Origin of the sequence: Halovalidus salilacus (assembly GCF_031852275.1) — an archaeon.
Classification (GTDB): domain Archaea; phylum Halobacteriota; class Halobacteria; order Halobacteriales; family Natrialbaceae; genus Halovalidus; species Halovalidus salilacus.
Window position 1 is genome coordinate 1239409 of sequence record NZ_CP134700.1, and the last position, 15511, is coordinate 1254919.

Here is a 15511-nt window from a genome sequence, read left to right on the forward strand (position 1 = left end):
GCGACGGGAGCCGACTCCGCCGTGACACGGCCACCCACCGTCGGTCGTCACCGAGCCTGACGGTTGGAAATGATGACATTACAAAGGTACCACCCGACCGTTTTCGAATGGATGCCCGCTGGTGACCTCGAGGACGTCGTGTTGATCACCGTCGATAGCTGGCGCGCCGACCACTGTGGCTTCATGGGGTACGAGAAGGACGTCACCCCGACGCTCGACGAACTCGCCGAGGAAGGACTCGTATTCGAGAACGCCGTCGCGCCGGCGCCGGCGACGAACACCTCCGTCTCGGCGATGTTGACGGGCCAGTACCTGAACCCGAATCTCGAGAGCGACGGGAGCGGGTACAAAGAACGGATCCGTCACCACATGCGCGCGCGGCGAACGCTCCCCCAGCGGTTCCAGGAGATGGGCTACGAGACCGCCGCGTTCACGGCCAATCCCTGGACGTCCCGGTTTTTCAACTACGATCGGGACTTCGACCGGTTCGAAGACTTCATGGACGAGAGCCTCTCGAGCGGGTTCGTCGAGGGCGGGGCCGACGAGCGCAACGTCGTGACCGACGTCGTCGCGCTGGCGACGAACTGGTACCAGGGGCAGGACATGTTCATGTCCTGGGAGTCGTTCTACGACGACGTCGTCGAGTGGGTGGCGGGAGCGGAGTCGCCGTACTTCCTGTGGATCTTCCTCGTCGACGTCCACATGCCGTACTTCCCGCCGGGCGAGTACCGCTCGCGCTCCCGCTTACTCTCGTATCCGGCGAACCTGTCGCTGTTCGCCGGCCAGTTCGACCTCCCGCTCGAATCGGTGTTCCACGACGTGCTGGTCGAGTCCTACGACGACTGTATCAGGTACACCGACGAGTTCTTCCGGCGGTTCCTGGCCGACGTCGACGGCGATCCGCTCGTCGCGATCACCGGCGATCACGGGGAGGCGTTCGGCGAGAACGGGGTCTACGGCCACGGTGCGGAAGTTTCCGAGGAAATGCTCCACGTCCCGTTCGTCGTAGCCAACGGGCCGTCGGGAACGGTCGAACGACCGATTTCGTTGCGAACGCTGCCCGAACTGCTCCCCAAACTCGCCGCCGGCGAGCCGTTCGAGGACGTGCTCGAGGAGACGACCTGGGGACGGAACTACGATCCGGCGATCGCTATTCGGGGGCGAAACTGGCGATACGAGTGGCGACCCGACCGGGAGACGCTTCGACTTCGCGAGGACGGGGAGTGGCGGCCGGAATCGGTCCCCGAACTCGAGTTACTGGCGAGACAGTTAGTCGAGAAACACGTGGAGGGCGAGCGCGAACGGGCGAGAGTCCAGGAGTCCGTCGAGGAGCTAAGCGCAACGCAGCAGCTGTGACGACCCGATGGGGAGGCGTTGACACCGACGCCGACGGCCGGGCGAGTAGCCCGACCCCACTTCGATCCTCCCAGCCGTTCGTGGGTCGCTTCTATTCGCGCGAGGTCGCACGGTCGCGCTCGGGTCCGCTTCGGTCGGAGTTCGTGTGCACATCGGATCGATCGAATCCCGTGTGGCGGGAGCGTTGGCCACCTCGAGCGGGATCGACGGCGAACGGCAACAACATTAATCTTCGTTCGCTCGCTCGAGTGAGGTGAACCGGTCGACCGACGGCCGAGACAGTCGTCCATGGTGCACCCGTTTCGAGATCGGTCGCGCACGCCCCCTTCCGCAGTTTCGGGGATCGGAGCCCTCCGTCGCGTCGAGGGTCGGCCCCGGGCCGAGTCGGTCGACGACCCGAGCGCGGACGCTCGGACGACGACCGATTCAGCGGGTCGTTCAGTCGTTGACCCGCGGAGGTGGCCGTCGTGAGCGACGAGTCCGAAGACTGGTTCGAGCGCGGCCTGCGCGACTCAGAACCCGACGGCTCCGATGGGGTCGACTCGAGGGACGCGACCGAGGACGGAAACGAAGCGACCGACTCGGACGCCGGCGATCGAGGGGGCTTCGACGGGACGACCGAGCGAACGTTCACGTTCGACGGTCAGGCGGACCTCGAGTCGTCGATCCCGGACGGTTCGGACGGGTCGAACGACTCGGCCGGGTCGGACGGCGACTCCCTCTTCGAGGAGGACTTCGCGACCGCGCTCGAGGACGTCGACCTGTCCCAATTCGAGGGAGGAGCGGACGGGACGGACGACGCCGGGCCGGCGGGCTACTCTGACCTGGACTTCGGACTCGCCACCGACGACACCGACTTCGACGCCGACTTCGACGCCGACGTGGATTCGGACGTCCCGCGGATCGAACTCGGCATCGACGGCCTGGATCGGATGATCCAGGGCGGCGTCCCGAAGCAGTCGTTGCTCGTCGTGATGGGCGCCGCCGGCACGGGCAAGACCACGTTCGGCCTCCAGTTCCTGAATCACGGCCTCGAGCGGGACGAGCGAGCGGTGTACATCACGCTCGAGGAGACGAGAGAGCGCGTGCTCACGAGCGCGACGGAGAAGGGGTTTCCCTTCGACGAGTACGAGGCGGACGGCCGTCTCGCGGTGGTCGATATGGACCCGGTCGAGATGGTCAACAGCCTCTCGTCGATCCGGAACGAACTGCCCGCGCTCGTCGAGGAGTTCGGCGCCACGCGACTCGTCCTCGACTCGGTGTCGCTGCTCGAGATGATGTATCAGGATCGCTCGCAGCGGCGAAACGAGATCTTCGATTTCACCCAGGGTCTGAAGAAGGCCGGCGTTACGGCGCTGCTGACGAGCGAGGCGTCGGAACGGACGCCGTACGCGTCCCGGTACGGAATCATCGAGTACCTCACCGACGCGGTGTTCGTCCTCCAGTACGTCCGTCCGGACGACTTTCGGGAGACGAGACTCGCCGTGGAGATCCAGAAGATTCGGGACGCGAACCACTCGCGCGAGAAGAAGCCCTACGAGATCACGGAAGACGGCATCTCCGTCTATCAGCAGGCCAACCTCTTTTGAGCGTCGCGTTCGATCGGTCTCGACGTCCGAATTCCGGGGGCAGCGGGATCGAACCGTCGTAAAATAGATCGTTTCCCCGATCGAAAACGGGGTAACACCGTGTTAGTGATACGTTCGTGCCGTTTACTTTTGCGGGTGGGGCCCGGATCGTTCGGTATGGCTGATCGGACGACTGCAGAGGAGACGATGCCTCGAGAGGAACTCGCCGACTACCTGGAGCAGTTGGCCTCGGAGTTCCGGAGCGGCAACGAGGAGATTCACGTCCGGGTCGGGAACAAGAACGTCTCGCTCAATCCGCCGGAGACCGTCGACGTCGACGTCGAAGTGGTCGAGCGCTCGTCGATGCTTCGCGGACAGCACGAGTCGATCGACATCGAAATGAAGTGGAAGCCCTGAACCGAGCGCGTTCCACCTCACGGACTGCCAACGTCACCACCCACTCACCCCTCACCCACCACCTACCCACAACCCATGGCCCTCCTCGATTCGGTCCTGATCTTCGTCGTCAGTTTGCTCGTCGGAACCGCGGCGATCCTCGCGGGCGCGCGATTGATCGTCGACTCAGACGCCGGCGTCTTCAACGCCGCTTTGACCGCGCTCGTCGGCGCGGCCATCTGGGCGGCGACGAGCTACCTCGTCGGCTGGATTCCGCTGGTCGGTGTCGCCCTGATGTTGCTCGCGTGGATCGGCGTGATCAACTGGCGCTACCCCGGCGGCTGGGCGACGGCGGCGGCCATCGGCGTCGTCGCGTGGGCCGTCGCGGTCGCCATCGTCTACGCCCTCTCCGTGCTCGGACTCGTCGCGACGGACGCCCTCGGCGTCCCGGCCGTCTAATCGCCCGACGCGGTACGTCGATCGTCGTCCGTTACCCGACCGTCGAACGCCGGCGAACGCACTCGTCGCTCGACCGGACCGCTTCGGCTCGACCCGAGCGCCGACGCAGCGGCCGGATTCTCGGCGATCCGATCCGTCGGTACCGCGGGAGGAGATGGGGAAGTTCTTTCTCCTCGGGCCCGCGTTCTCCGCTAGATGTACGACACGATCCTCTTTCCGACCGACGGCAGCGACCACGCCGCGACGGTCGCGGAACACGCCTTCGAACTCGCGTCCTCGCGGGACGCGGTGTTGCACGTTCTCTCGGTGGTCGACGATCGCGCCTTTCTCGTGCTCGACGACGAGCGCGTCGAGACGGTCCGTGAGGAACTGAAGGAGAAGTCGCTCGAGGCCACAGAGGAGGCCGCGGCCCGCGCGTCGGATCGCGGCATCGAGGTCGAGACGGCCGTCGACGTCGGTCACCCCGCCGACCGGATCGTCGACTACGCCGCCGAATACGGCGTCGACCTGATCGTGATGGGGACCAGCGGCGATCACTACGAGAACAACGTCGTCGGGAGCGTCTCCCAGCGCGTCGTCCGAACCGCGTCGGTTCCGGTGTTGACCGTCGGACCGGACGCGTGACCCGAATCGAGGGGTGATCCGTCGAACGGCGAGTCGTCGTAACGACCGGCCGCGCGGCGTACCACTCACATTGATATAGACCCCGCCGCTATTGGAGGGAGAATGCGTCGATCGCTGATCGTCGCCGTCGCGCTCCTCGCGGTCGCCTTCGTCTTCGTCGGCGGCCCATCGCTTCTGTTATCGCCGACGACCGATAACGTCGCGCCGGAGACGCAGGACGAGCCGGATCCCGGCGTCGTCGTCCTCGAGGGATCCGAAAGCGGATTCTGGCCGTACCTCACGCCCGAGAAGGCATTCCAGAAGCGAAGCCCGATTAACGTCGTCGTTCGCGGAGAGACGGACGACGTGATCCGCGCCCTGACCGAGGGTGCCGGCGGCGAGGACAACGGTACCTGGGAGGACGTCGACGAGGACGAGGAGGAGGCGGATCCCGATACGTACGCGATCCTCGCCGACGAGAACGCCACCGACGACAACGAGACCAGCACGGTCGTCGAGCGCGACGGGCAATCTGACGGCGACGACTCGGGAGCGAATAGTACGGACGACGGTTCGAACGCCACCGAGAACGAAACCGACGGGGCCAAGGCCGAAGGAGGCCCGGGCGTCTCGCTCGACTGGGGCGCCGCCGACGGGGCCGTCAGGTACGCCTACATCGAACCCGGCAACGGCGAGGACGGCTACTTCACGACCGAAACCCATCAGCTCCAGGACGGTGACTACTACGGACAGCGGTACCACATCCGGATGTACGAGAGTCCGGACGAAGACGATCAGTGGGTCGCCATGCAGGCGCACACCGAACACTTCGATTGGTTCACCCTTCGCCACCGCGTCAGCGGATCGCAGGCCGCACAGGCCAAGATCGAGTCGGACCTGATGGCCCTTCCCTGGATTGACGCCCGGGATGACGTCGCGCGCGTCTACCTCGAGAACGACGGCCCTTCCGACGCCGACGGCTGGACGACCGTCGTCGACCTTCGGACCGCCAGTATGGCGCTCACGCCGCTCGCGATCGGCCTCGCGGCCAACCGGAAGCGGGAACGGAGGCGCGACCGGGACGGCGACGGAACGACCGATCGCGACGGCGACTCGAACTCGGTATCCGCCGTCCTTCGCGATCACCTCACCCAGGACGACAGGCGTCGTCTCAGGGCGGCCTACGACCGACTCGAGGCCGGCCACATCGTGATGATGCTGGCGATCATTGCGTTACTGCTCGGCGTCCGGATCGCCGGCATCGCCCTCGAGCGACGCGTGGGATTCCTCACGCCGCACATGATCGCGGCCCTGTTGTATCCGTTCGTCTCCCTCGGCATTCCGGTCGCGACGTACGCGATCGCCCGGTCATTGACCCGTCGTCTCGACGCTGCGCTGGCCGCGGCGGGCGCGCTCGCCGTCGCTATCTGGCTCGATTACGGCTTGCTCGGCGTCGACACCATTCCCGTCGACGTTATCGTCCAGCGCATGCTCGCCGTCGTCGCGCTCGGGCTGATCGCCGGCGGCGCCGTCGGACGGGCGACCGCGGAGTCGCGGTTCAACGACATGCTCCTCGTCGGCGCGGCGACGTGGGTGCTCGTCCTCGGCGGGACGCTGTTCGGGTACCTGTAACGACGAACCCCATCGCCGTCGGTGCGACGACGGCGACACGGCGCACCTCCGGGGGTCGAACCCCCCTCGCGGTCGTCACGCACCCGCCGCTCGAGAACCAGTTCAATATAACTGCAAGCCGGCCGTAGACGCGCGGTAGCCGCTCTATCGGGCGTTCGTCGGTAGGTCACCGATAAGGCCCGAAATCCTTACTCGGACTCGTTGTCGTCAGTTTCGTTGCCGTCGGTTTCGTTGCCGTCCGTCTCGTTGCCGTCGGTTTCGTTTCCGTCCGTCTCGTTACCCTCGGTTTCGTTGCCGTCGGTTTCGTTGCCACCACCGTTGCCGCCACCACCGCCGTTACCTCCTTCGACCGTGATTTCGCCTTCCATGCTCGGGTGCGGCTCACAGCGGTACACGGCAATCTCAGAGACCGCCTCGAACTCGAAGATTTGGTCGTCACCTGGATCCGAAACGGGATCGCCGGTCGTGTATTCGTCGACGACCTCTCCTTCTTCGTCTCGGAGTTCCATGTTGTGTGCGGCACCGTCGCCTTCCGTCCAGCCGATCGAGTACGTTTCTTCCTCCTGGAGTATGAGTGAAGGGTTCTCTTCCCCCTCGATGTCTGACGGCTCCAGTCCCTCCCAGGCGTTCGTCTGGCCGTTGAACAGAATTTCGGTGTCGGGATCAATCTCGATACCGTCTCCTCCTCCGCCGTTTTCACCGCCGTTTCCATCGCCGTTTCCGCCGCCGTTTCCACCACCGTTTCCACCACCATTACCGTTACCGGGGCCGCCACCACCGCAACCGGCGATCAGCGCCGTCGACGTCGCTGCACCGGTCAATGCGAGCATCCGCCGTCGAGAGAACGCGTCATCTCGTGACATCGGGCGGCCTATGTTCTGGACAGGAATAATCGACAGCCCATCAACTGCGTGGTGGTGAAGTCAAGACCCCTGACTCCCCTCGAGCTTCGATCGGACGGATACATTCAGCCCTCGGGACACGACAACGGTCACATCCGATCCGTGGCGTATCTCCTCCGAAAATTTCGAAGGGACGACCAGCGCCGACGTTCTCGAGTTCGTTCACGACGAACGTGTCGAACGCGATCCGAAACGAACGCCGTGCTGACGGATGCGAACCGTCCACCGTGCGCTCGAACTCGAGTGACGCACCCGTGCGACACGTACGGAGGTGCGATCGATTCGCTCCGCTCGTCTATCGACCTTCGCCTCGTTACACTCGGCTCAGCACCGGCGCTCTCGGTTTGCCATCACAGCGACTGGAAAACGGTATGAAGTGCGCCGACCGGGAGTTGAACCCGACTGCGAGACGGTCGCTCACTTCGTTCGCGCTGCGGCTCGCGTGATTCAACTCCCTCTTGCGATAGCTGGGGCTCACGAGCGCGTTCGCCCCAGCAATGCGCCGACCGGGAGTTGAACCCGGGCTATGAGCTTGGGAAGCTCATGTCCTGCCACTAGACCACCGGCGCTCGCCCGTTTTACTCGCTCGCGCCGAGGATCGCGAATCCCACGGATTCGCTCACCACCGACGCTCGATCAGTCGATACCCCCTCGTCGTACTTTAACGTAGCGCTCGAGTCTCGCGGTTCGGGGTGACTTCTCCGTCCGAACGACCGTGATGGACTGTTGACGCGTGTCCGGATGGACTGTTGACGCGCGTCCAATTTTTTCGGCGAAGGGGTGGCTATTAGAACGATCATGCCGAACGTAGGGCCGATGCTCGACCTTCGCTTCTCCGAGGAGGAACTGGAACGCCAGCGCGACCACATCACGACGTTCGTTCGAGAACGGATCGAGGCGGCCGGCGCGGAGGGGGCCGTCCTCGGTCTCTCCGGCGGGATCGACAGCACCCTCACCGCCCACCTCGCCGTCGACGCACTCGGGGCGGACGCCGTCCACGGGCTCGTGTTGCCGGCCCACGTCAGCACCGAGGGCAACATGAGCGACGCGGAGCGCGTCGCCCAGGACCTCGAAATTTCCTACGACGTGATCGAGATCGAACCGATCGTCGACTCGCTGCTCGCGGCCTACCCCGAAGCGGAGGGGGACAGGGAGACCGTCGGGAACGCTCGAGCGCGCGTCCGCGCCGTGTTGAACTACCTGGTGGCGAACGACGAGGGTCGACTGGTACTCGGGACGGGGAACCGCAGCGAGGCGGCGGTGGGCTACTTCACCAAATACGGCGACGGCGCCGTCGACTGCCACCCGATCGGGAACCTCTACAAGCAGCAGGTCCGACAGCTCGCAGAGCACGTGGGCGTACCCGAGGAACTCGTGACGAAGACGCCGACGGCCGAACTCTGGGAGGACCAGACCGACGAGGAGGAGATGGGGGTCAGCTACGACGCCCTCGACGCGATCCTCGCGACCCACGTCGACGGCCCGCTATCGGTCGACGCGACCAGCCGCCTGCTCGCCGTGGACGAGGAGACTGTCGAGAAGGTCCGACGGATGTACGAGGCGAGCGAGCACAAGCGCAACGCGCCGCCGGCCCCGGAACCGTTGTTCTGAGGTGACCGTGGCGACCGTTCGCGATCAGTCGGTGCGCGACCGCCACTCGTCGGCGAGCAGCCCGTACCAGTGAACGTCGTGAAACTCGCCGTCGACGAACACGTCGTCCCGGAGGACGCCCTCCCGGGTGAACCCGACCGACTCGAGCAGCCCCATCGAGGGTTCGTTGAACGCGAACACGCGAGCCGCGATCTTGTGCAGCCCTAACTGGTCGAAGCCGTAGCCGACGACGAACTCCGTCGCCTCGCTTCCGTACCCGTTTCGGTGGTGCTCGGGCGCGATCCAGTAGCCGATCTCGGCCCGACGGGTCGTCCAGTCGATCGGGTTCAGACCGATCGTTCCGACGGGCGTCGTCTCGGCGACGATCATCAGGTGCACCGAGTCGTCGTCGCAGACGACCTCCTCGTAGAACTCCCGCTCCTGATCGCGGTTGACGGGCTTTTGTCGCCCGATGGCCCGCCACACCCGCGGATCGTTGATCCCCGCCTGCAACGCCTCGAGGTCGTCCTCCTCGATCGGACGGAGGTCCACCTCATCGCCGGGAAGAAACGGCTGATCGGTCATGAGAGACGACACTTTGGCAACCGACCTAACCGTTTCGGGCTCGAGCGGCCGACTCGGATCGCCGGACATTGCCGGAGAGTGTGTGCCGCTAACACGGTGGCGCATAGCGATCGGCGACGCGTGACCTCCGTTACTCGAGCAGCCCCGCCACGTCGTCGCCGTGCGCGTCGATCAACTCGCCGAACGCGTCGGCCTCGAGTCGCTCCTGGGTCGCCCGCTCGCGGTCGTCTCTGAGCCGTCGTTTCAACGCGGCGAGCGCGTCGGGTGCGTTCCCGACGATTTCCTCGGCGACAGCTCGAGGTTCGTCTTCGATCCGGGAGATGAGTCCCATCTGGAGTGCGGCCTCGGCGTCGACGACGCGCCCCGAGAGGGCGAACTCGAGGGCGTTTCCCTCGCCCAGCACGCGCGGGAGTCTTACGGTGCCGCCCCACGCGCCGAACAGCCCGAAGGTCACGCCGGGTTCGCCGTAGCTCGAATCCGGGGTGCCGACGCGAACGTCACAGGCGAGGGCGAGTTCGAGTCCGCCGCCGCGGGCGGGACCCTCGATCCCGGCGACGACGACCGCCGGGGAGTCCTCGATCGCTCGGGCGACCCGCTGGCCCAGTCGGGCGAACTCCACGGCCTCCCTCCGATCGAGGTCCGCGACCTCGTTCAGGTCTGCGCCGGCGGAGAACGCCCCACCCCGACCGTGGAGGTAGATCACGGAGGGACCGTTCCTCCCGTCCTCGTCGACGTCGCGGATCGCCGCCTCGAGCGCCTCCAGCCCATCGATCGTCAGCGCGTTCCGCGCCTCCGGGCGGTCGAGGGTCACGTTCCGGATCCGTCCGTCGGTTTCGACGTCGATCATACCCCGAGTCTACCGGGCGTTTCCAAAGGTCTTTGGCTACCCCGTCGTAACGTTCCCGTAATGGACAGGGCCGACGACTGTCGGCGTGCCGCGCGCGATGCCGTCGCGGACGTCGAGCCGCCACGGTTGTACGACGCGCTCGCGGACGCGATCGACGGCACGTCGATGGTACCCGGCGTCCTCACGCTCGAGAGCGCGACGCTCCTCGACCCGGACGTCGACCTCGAGGGGGAGGAGATCCTCACGCACGCCGCCGGGGTACAACTGATCTACGACGGACTGCGACTGACTCGAACGCTCGCCCACGGGGATCCCTGGACGACCCGCTCCGAAGCCGAAGGGGGGACGAGCGACGCCGACCTCCAGATCCTCGCCGCCGACATCCTCGTCGCCCGCGGCTTCTACCTGCTCGCGCGGACGGAGGTCGCCGACAAGGCCGTCCGGACGGTCCGGGCGTTCGGGCGTGACCAGACGCGACGGGACCACCCCGGCGTCGATCCCGTCTCGGTCGACGCCAACCTCGAGCGGGACGTCCTCGAACTCGCCGTGGCGACCGGCGCGACGGCCGTGGGTGCGCGACCGACGGCGCCCTTGCTCGGACTCGTCGCCGACATCGCGGACATCGTCGAGATCAACGGGACGAGCGACGTGTGCAACGCCATCGACTCCGGAACCGCCGACGCTGTCGATACGTCGTTCCCGCCGGTCGAGGAGTGCCTGTCGCGACTCGAGACGGGCACGCTGCGCTCCCGATCCGACCCGCCGAACGAACCGGACGACGGCGTCACGACCGATCGCGCGACGTCCGCAACTGATCCCTGAGCCGGTTCGAACGTAGTGTTCGCCTCGACCTCCTCGGCCCCTCGTTTCGACGCCCGGAGTGGCTGCGCTCTCGAGCGATCAAGCACGACACGACCACCCACGCCTTGATGCGAATCGAAACCCATAAAGACGACTCGAGATAACGAGAAACTGCGCGCCTGGGTAGCTTAGCGGTAAAGCGCGTCCTTGGTAAGGACGAGAGCCCGGGTTCAAATCCCGGCCTAGGCTCTCTTTGGCTGTTACGTCCGGTAGTTACCGGGTTCTTCGTCGGTGAAACAATGTACACCACGCAAGAACGAGTACCCGGTGTCATTTCCGACACCCCGACGCCGTACCGTGTTTTCGAGGAAAAGACAAGCATATTACATTACACATTTAAAATTTCGCGTGGAAAAGATCTAGATCAAGTAGAGGGATCGAATCCATGACGTACAGCTCTGAAAACAAAGTAGACGGGATCGTACTCGTCACCGAAGACGCGCAAGAGTATCTAAACCCCAGACAGGAAGTTACCTACTGCGAGCACCGCCGCAACATAACCGAATGGATGCTCGCACTCGGTAAAAACCCGGAGAAAGCCACGGGCTACAGCCATTCAACGGTTAAAAACAGGATGAACCGATTAGACCTGTTCTACCGATTTATCTGGGATCGTAAAGGCCGGTACGTCCAAGAGCTGACCACGGATGACGCGGACGCCTGGATGCGGCACTTGGCTACTGAGGAGATGAAAGAGTCTACGAAGAATCACTATCAGAAGGCCGCGAAGTCCTTGTTCAAATGGAAGCGTGAAGCGCGGAACAAGGATGTGGAGTGGGAGCCGGAGATCGAGTACAGCGATCCTTCGACTACGTATACTCCAAGGGATTACCTGACCAAGGAAGACCGGCGGAAGATGCGAGAAGCATCCATGGAGTACGGAAGTGTACCCCACTACAACAGCGTAACACCCCGGGAGCGTGATAGATGGAAGACGTATCTCTCTCAGCGGCTGCAGAAACCCAAGGAAGAAGTTACGATGAAGGACTGGCAGAAAGCCAACTCCTTCAAGTATACTTCAATGATGCACGTCGCCCTGGATGCGGGTCTACGTCCTATCGAAATCAAGCGAAGCAATGTTCACTGGGTCGACACTCAAAACGGTGTCCTGAGAATACCCCGAGAAGAAAGTAGTAAGAACCGGGAGAACTGGATAGTCGCACTCAAAGAAGAAACCAACTCCATATTGAAACGCTGGCTCGACGAACGAGAAACACGAGAAAAGTACGACGGCCGAGACGCACTCTGGCTCACAATGTACGGCAACCGGTACAACAAAGACTCATTTAGGGATGTCTTCCGGAAAATCGCTAAAGAAGCCAATCTGGATTTAGAGAACCGAGACCTAACACCGTACAGCATCAGACACAGTACTGCGACCTACATCGCCGAGCAAGAAGGACTCGCAGTAGCAGCCCAACAATGCCGCCACAAATCCAAACGGACTACTGAGAAGTACGAGCACAGCAGCACAACTCGACAGCAAGACGCCGTCAACAACATAGACTAAAAAGCACTCCCTCGGTCTCTCCTCTTTCTTCCCTTGGGCCCCAGTAATCGCAATACAGTGTATAGTCGTTCACTGTTCCAAACCTGATTCAAACCGCTTTGTCTAACCCGTGTTGTGGTGTTGTGACCTGTTTTAGAGCTATTAATCAAACTAGTTAGAAAAGATGATAGCTGTTTCAAACCTGGATTCCAAGCCTGGTATCAAACACTAATTGTTGGCCTCATGAGTGTTGACCCAGAGTTTGCCCATAGTATCGAGAGAGATTTGATGCTTGTTTTTCACTGATTCCCTTTTTACGAAGCCTTGTTCTTCAAGATTCTTCACGTTATATTGCACCTTGCTCTTGAACGAATCAAGCTCTACATCTTCTGTTTCTTCCTGTGCTAAGTTTTCTGCCAATGACGAGATAGACTCTTGAGTACCATCTTCATCAAGGAAGCGTAGAATCTTTATTTCGAATTCATGAAGTTCGCCGACAGGAACGACAGGGAACTCAACAATTTGATCTGCACCTCTCGTCGTACCATTATCTTGCACGTCAGAAACCAGGCCGCCGATTGAATCCAATCGGTCCGCTATATCTTGATCTTCGGGATACTTCTCGGATAGATTCTCAAGGAATTCTCGTTCCTCTTTGAGTTCACGGATCATCCGGGTGACGATGTATTCCTCAGTAGAAACGTAGTATGTATGGACACTATTTCTGTAACCGGGTTCCTCGACTACGAGCGAGTTAGCGGCGCTGGCAAAGGCGAATGCGACGGTACGCGGCATTGAAGAGATGTTTACCCATACCGTGTTTCCTTCTTCAACCTCTTCTTTGATCATTTCATAGGCTTTGGTATATGCAGTCTCAAAATCAAAAATGTTTTCAACTGTTTGACGTTTAACGTCTTTTCCAAAAAGCGTTCCCAGGGTTTCTTCCAGACGTTCTACCATCCGTTCTGCGAGCTCCTGGGATTCTGAATTGCTGGATTCTCTGCTTGAATGCAGCAGAAGCACCCGATCCGCATCTATGTCTCCTTGCGTTATTGGTTGTGCTAAGCGTTGAAAATCGAACCCAACAGGGATAATGTGAACTGTCTCGTCCATGGTGATTGATTCCTCCTATATTGTTAATAGTGCCTTCGCTTCTAAAATGGATGGGGCCAAACCCGACTTTAAACAAAATATTTTGTTTGAACCGGATCCAGACCAACGACACATTTATGAAAGTTGGGTGTCTACAAGATATTGTACCACCATTTCCGGTGGAACGGAGCACAAACCATGATCCCCAACGAAAACCACCCGGGATTCAGCCTAGCATCAGCGCAAGACGCACCGAGAGGCCCTGTTCTCCTAATGGAGAAACAAACAGCCCACAACCAGTTCCACCGGAACAACCCGAACAACCTAACCGTTCTACTCCGAATAACAACGGTTCAAACACTGCTAAACCAAGGTGAAACCGCGGAATCCTGGTTTGACGACAACATCCAGGTAATCACCACGACAACCGTTGACGACGAGATACTGTCCGAACTCGACTGGGAAAAGGAACTAGAGCTCATACAAGAGTTCCAGCCCGACTTTCACATTCCCTGCGACTATCCCGTATACGAGACTCAGGAGCCAGAAATCCGGCGTCACTACCTACTAAAATCACTGAAAGGGATGATCTGGATGGCCGGAGAGCTCTACGGCAGTAAAACCCGGATAATCCCATTAATCAAAGGTACGACTCCGGAAGAACGCAACCTTTGCTACAAAGTATTCGATCATATCGGAGCCGAATACTGCACGTTCTACGGGACACAATACTTTACAGCAAATATCGGGTTCAACCAGCTTCTTGACGATCTACGTACCATGGTTTCCGAAGCTCCAAGACTCGAAATAATGCTGATCGGGCTTCAGTCACCGCGTAGGCTCAGACAACTGCCACCGCAGATCGTGGCATCAGCTGGTCAGCGCTGGATTGACGAAGTCCAGCTCCGAGAAGTACCGTGGAATGAATCAGCACGTCTCTACGAATCCATGGAACGCGAAGTCAACGATGCGTTAGGGCAGGGACAGATGCCAATCATGGCTTGGTCGACAAACGAGGTGACTGCCTAACAATGGGAAGCAGACATAACTCAACCGGGAACACGTACAATCAGTCTGGACGGGAGGCACCTGGTGCCGGCGGTGCAGGCCAGACACTGATGGATGCCCTCTCGGACGACGATAATCAAGAACATCAAACAGGAGCAGACGAGGTCGAAGAAAGCTACGAAGAACACGTCGATGAATCCGAGATCACTGACAACCAAGCTAAGACTATCTCTGATCGACGGGACGTCCTCGTAGAGATCTTAGAGGAGGATATGGAGATTGAGGACAGTCAGTTGATCGGATCCTATACTCGCGGGACAATGACCGGTCCTCTGAAACAGGACTCAGATGCTGACGTGATGATTGTCCTAGACGCGGACGAACATCGTCAATGGACGCAGCAAGAGAATGGGCCTCGAAACGCTTTGAACGCGATCAAACGCAGGATCCAGAATGATCCACGTTTCTCCGATACGGAGGTCAAGGTCGACAGAAACGTGGTACAGGTGAAGTACCATGACTCAACTATAGAAATAGCACCAGCATTCCGTTACAACGAGGTTCCTCACGCCGACAACCCAAGAGACGGGATCTCAGGGATATTTACAGATGCCAGTGACGGCTACGCAATCCCTGATACACATGGCCGTCAATCTTGGCAAGGTACGAATCCTCGTAAGTATAAGCAGATGTTCGAAGCAAGAGACGAAGCCCACAACGGGAAAGTCTCCGGTCTGACACGGACAATGAAAAAATGGGCTGAGAACAACGACACCGGTTTCAGGTCATATCACATGGAGACAATGGTCTACAACTACTTTGAGGAAAAAGCTAGGCGAGGAGAACCAGTTCCTGACTCCTACGAGAGTCTGACTCGTGACTTTGTCCAGACACTCCCGCGAAGGATAGATAACGGCGGATCCAAAGAGCCGGTATACGACGAAACAGTGGATAGCGGTATGAGCCGGAGTGAACGTCGAAAGGCAGCTGAGAAAGCTGAGAAAGCGAATGCGAAGCTGGAGGAAGCGAAACGGTTGAAGCAACAGGGACGCACAGAAGAAGCTAAGGAAAAACTGAGAGAAGTCCATGGAGAGGGCTTCAATTAAATTTTATTGATACTATG

At 60.8% G+C, this 15511-nt stretch carries 15 protein-coding genes and 2 tRNA genes; 12 read left to right on the plus strand and 5 right to left on the minus strand.

What is annotated here, in order from left to right:
- The first annotated feature begins 111 nt into the window (after positions 1-111).
- From RJT68_RS06175 to RJT68_RS06200, 6 genes are all read left to right on the plus strand, one after another.
- Positions 112-1356: a sulfatase gene (locus tag RJT68_RS06175; RefSeq protein ID WP_407039498.1), complete on the plus strand. Its 1245-nt coding sequence runs from the start codon at positions 112-114 to the stop codon at positions 1354-1356.
- A gap of 458 nt (positions 1357-1814) precedes the next feature.
- Positions 1815-2945, plus strand: a complete 1131-nt coding sequence (locus tag RJT68_RS06180; RefSeq protein ID WP_407039499.1) for a KaiC domain-containing protein — start codon at positions 1815-1817, stop codon at positions 2943-2945.
- Between the two features lie 156 nt (positions 2946-3101).
- Positions 3102-3341: an amphi-Trp domain-containing protein gene (locus RJT68_RS06185; RefSeq protein WP_407039500.1), complete on the plus strand. Its 240-nt coding sequence runs from the start codon at positions 3102-3104 to the stop codon at positions 3339-3341.
- A 75-nt stretch (positions 3342-3416) separates the two neighbouring features.
- Entirely contained in the window at positions 3417-3779 is a 363-nt protein-coding gene (locus RJT68_RS06190; RefSeq protein ID WP_407039501.1) for a hypothetical protein, read from the plus strand.
- Between the two features lie 195 nt (positions 3780-3974).
- Positions 3975-4403, plus strand: coding sequence for a universal stress protein (locus tag RJT68_RS06195; RefSeq protein ID WP_407039502.1), 429 nt, complete (start codon positions 3975-3977; stop codon positions 4401-4403).
- Positions 4404-4505: 102 nt separating this feature from the next.
- Positions 4506-6014, plus strand: a complete 1509-nt coding sequence (locus RJT68_RS06200) for a monovalent cation/H(+) antiporter subunit G (protein ID WP_407039503.1) — start codon at positions 4506-4508, stop codon at positions 6012-6014.
- A gap of 188 nt (positions 6015-6202) precedes the next feature.
- Here RJT68_RS06200 and RJT68_RS06205 read toward each other — a convergent pair whose 3' ends face one another.
- On the minus strand, positions 6203-6844 hold the full coding sequence (locus RJT68_RS06205) for a cupredoxin domain-containing protein (protein ID WP_407040330.1): 642 nt from the start codon (positions 6842-6844) through the stop codon (positions 6203-6205).
- 570 nt (positions 6845-7414) lie between these two features.
- Positions 7415-7485, minus strand: a tRNA-Gly gene (locus RJT68_RS06210).
- Between the two features lie 247 nt (positions 7486-7732).
- On the opposite strand from RJT68_RS06210, the gene RJT68_RS06215 reads away from it, so the two are divergent.
- On the plus strand, positions 7733-8527 hold the full coding sequence (locus tag RJT68_RS06215; protein ID WP_407040331.1) for an NAD+ synthase: 795 nt from the start codon (positions 7733-7735) through the stop codon (positions 8525-8527).
- A gap of 24 nt (positions 8528-8551) precedes the next feature.
- Here RJT68_RS06215 and RJT68_RS06220 read toward each other — a convergent pair whose 3' ends face one another.
- Positions 8552-9091 carry a GNAT family N-acetyltransferase gene (locus tag RJT68_RS06220; RefSeq protein WP_407039504.1) on the minus strand — a complete coding sequence of 180 codons (540 nt, stop codon included), beginning with the start codon at positions 9089-9091 and terminating at the stop codon, positions 8552-8554.
- 130 nt (positions 9092-9221) lie between these two features.
- Entirely contained in the window at positions 9222-9938 is a 717-nt protein-coding gene (locus RJT68_RS06225; RefSeq protein WP_407039505.1) for an enoyl-CoA hydratase/isomerase family protein, read from the minus strand.
- A gap of 60 nt (positions 9939-9998) precedes the next feature.
- Between RJT68_RS06225 and RJT68_RS06230 the strand changes: the two genes are divergently transcribed.
- The 3 genes from RJT68_RS06230 (at position 9999) to RJT68_RS06240 (ending at position 12309) form a co-directional block, all read left to right on the plus strand.
- Positions 9999-10760 carry a DUF7114 family protein gene (locus RJT68_RS06230; RefSeq protein WP_407039506.1) on the plus strand — a complete coding sequence of 254 codons (762 nt, stop codon included), beginning with the start codon at positions 9999-10001 and terminating at the stop codon, positions 10758-10760.
- Positions 10761-10916: 156 nt separating this feature from the next.
- Positions 10917-10988 (plus strand) — tRNA-Thr (locus tag RJT68_RS06235).
- 196 nt (positions 10989-11184) lie between these two features.
- Positions 11185-12309, plus strand: a complete 1125-nt coding sequence (locus RJT68_RS06240) for a tyrosine-type recombinase/integrase (protein ID WP_407039507.1) — start codon at positions 11185-11187, stop codon at positions 12307-12309.
- 207 nt (positions 12310-12516) lie between these two features.
- On the opposite strand, the gene RJT68_RS06245 is transcribed toward RJT68_RS06240, so the two are convergent.
- Positions 12517-13401 (minus strand): HFX_2341 family transcriptional regulator domain-containing protein, encoded by an 885-nt coding sequence (locus RJT68_RS06245; protein WP_407039508.1) that lies wholly within the window; start codon positions 13399-13401, stop codon positions 12517-12519.
- Positions 13402-13578: 177 nt separating this feature from the next.
- Between RJT68_RS06245 and RJT68_RS06250 the strand changes: the two genes are divergently transcribed.
- On the plus strand, positions 13579-14409 hold the full coding sequence (locus RJT68_RS06250) for a hypothetical protein (RefSeq protein WP_407039509.1): 831 nt from the start codon (positions 13579-13581) through the stop codon (positions 14407-14409).
- A gap of 2 nt (positions 14410-14411) precedes the next feature.
- Positions 14412-15494, plus strand: coding sequence for a CBASS oligonucleotide cyclase (locus RJT68_RS06255; RefSeq protein WP_407039510.1), 1083 nt, complete (start codon positions 14412-14414; stop codon positions 15492-15494).
- Positions 15495-15511: the final 17 nt, after the last annotated feature.

Bases quoted from the DNA above. Each gene is read 5' to 3' on its own strand.
- RJT68_RS06175 (WP_407039498.1), top strand. From the start codon at position 112: ATGCCCGCTGGTGACCTCGAGGACGTCGTGTTGATCACCGTCGATAGC.
- RJT68_RS06185 (WP_407039500.1), top strand. From the start codon at position 3,102: ATGGCTGATCGGACGACTGCAGAGGAGACGATGCCTCGAGAGGAACTC.
- RJT68_RS06190 (WP_407039501.1), top strand. From the start codon at position 3,417: ATGGCCCTCCTCGATTCGGTCCTGATCTTCGTCGTCAGTTTGCTCGTC.
- RJT68_RS06195 (WP_407039502.1), top strand. From the start codon at position 3,975: ATGTACGACACGATCCTCTTTCCGACCGACGGCAGCGACCACGCCGCG.
- RJT68_RS06200 (WP_407039503.1), top strand. From the start codon at position 4,506: ATGCGTCGATCGCTGATCGTCGCCGTCGCGCTCCTCGCGGTCGCCTTC.
- RJT68_RS06205 (WP_407040330.1), bottom strand. From the start codon at position 6,844: ATGCTCGCATTGACCGGTGCAGCGACGTCGACGGCGCTGATCGCCGGT.
- RJT68_RS06215 (WP_407040331.1), top strand. From the start codon at position 7,733: ATGCTCGACCTTCGCTTCTCCGAGGAGGAACTGGAACGCCAGCGCGAC.
- RJT68_RS06220 (WP_407039504.1), bottom strand. From the start codon at position 9,091: ATGACCGATCAGCCGTTTCTTCCCGGCGATGAGGTGGACCTCCGTCCG.
- RJT68_RS06225 (WP_407039505.1), bottom strand. From the start codon at position 9,938: ATGATCGACGTCGAAACCGACGGACGGATCCGGAACGTGACCCTCGAC.
- RJT68_RS06230 (WP_407039506.1), top strand. From the start codon at position 9,999: ATGGACAGGGCCGACGACTGTCGGCGTGCCGCGCGCGATGCCGTCGCG.
- RJT68_RS06240 (WP_407039507.1), top strand. From the start codon at position 11,185: ATGACGTACAGCTCTGAAAACAAAGTAGACGGGATCGTACTCGTCACC.
- RJT68_RS06245 (WP_407039508.1), bottom strand. From the start codon at position 13,401: ATGGACGAGACAGTTCACATTATCCCTGTTGGGTTCGATTTTCAACGC.
- RJT68_RS06250 (WP_407039509.1), top strand. From the start codon at position 13,579: ATGATCCCCAACGAAAACCACCCGGGATTCAGCCTAGCATCAGCGCAA.
- RJT68_RS06255 (WP_407039510.1), top strand. From the start codon at position 14,412: ATGGGAAGCAGACATAACTCAACCGGGAACACGTACAATCAGTCTGGA.